Origin of the sequence: Halorhodospira neutriphila, assembly GCF_016584055.1 — a bacterium.
GTDB classification, from domain to species: Bacteria; Pseudomonadota; Gammaproteobacteria; order Nitrococcales; family Halorhodospiraceae; genus Halorhodospira; species Halorhodospira neutriphila.
Genome location: NZ_NRSH01000261.1, coordinates 1 through 974, shown reverse-complemented (window position 1 = coordinate 974; position 974 = coordinate 1). Strand labels below are relative to the sequence as shown.

The window sequence follows — 974 nt, the reverse complement described above, 5'->3', positions numbered from 1 at the left end:
GCGAGTGCGGGGCGCCCGGGACCACGCCGGTCCACGCGCTGGCGGGGCAGGGCACCGAGCGCCTCGCCCCCGAGGGGCCGGTGACCGTCGAGGCCGTGGTCACCGCCGCCTTCCTCGGCGACGCCGGGCTCGACGGCTTCTTCGTCCAGGGCGCGGCGCCGGCGCCGGACGGCGCGCCCTCGGGGCTGTTCGTCTACGCCCCCGAGCCCGAGCCGGGCTGGGCCGAGGCCATCGAGCCCGGGCGGCGGCTGCGGCTGACCGGCTACGCCGGCGCCTACCGCGGCCGGCCGCAGCTCGAGGGGCTCGAGGCCCTGGCCGATTGCGGGCGCGGCGAGGTCGACAGCCGCGCCGTCGCCTGGCCGCTGCCCGAGGCCGAGCGGGACCGCCTCGAGGGGGTCCGCGTCCGCATCGAGACGCCGATGGCGGTGACCGCCAACGGCGAGCTGGCCCGCTACGGGAGCCTGGCGCTGACGCCGCGGCGCCGGGCCTTCCGGGCCACCAACTTCCCCGCCGGGGAGGGGCCCGCCGACCCGGCGCTGCGCGGCCAGCGCCTGATCCTCGACGACGGCGCCTACCGCCGCTCCCCCCGGCCGATCCCGCACCTCGGCGATGGCGGCACCCGCCGGGTGGGCAGCCGGGCGGCGGGCCTCGAGGGCGTGCTCACCCACGCCTTCGGGCGCTGGCGGCTCCACCCCGTGCGCCCGCCGCGCTGGCAGGCCGCCAACCCCCGGCCGGAGGCCCTGCCGCCGCCGGCGCCGGGGACGGTGCGCGTGGCCGCCTTCAACCTCCAGAACTACTTCCTCACCCTCGGCGAGCGCGGCGCCGCCACCCCCGCCGAGCTCGCCTGCCAGCGCCGCAAGCTCCTCGCCGCCCTCCAGGCCCTGCGCGCCGATGTCCTCGCCCTCACGGAGCTGGAGCGCCGCCGCGCCGCCGCGGCGGATCTCGTCGAGCGCCTGCGCCGGGGGGGCGCCGTG

Annotated in this window: 1 pseudogene; it reads left to right on the top strand. The window is 80.7% G+C overall.

Annotated features, from left to right (window positions below):
- Nucleotides 1–974, top strand: a pseudogene (locus CKO13_RS12335) (ExeM/NucH family extracellular endonuclease); the annotation flags it as partial.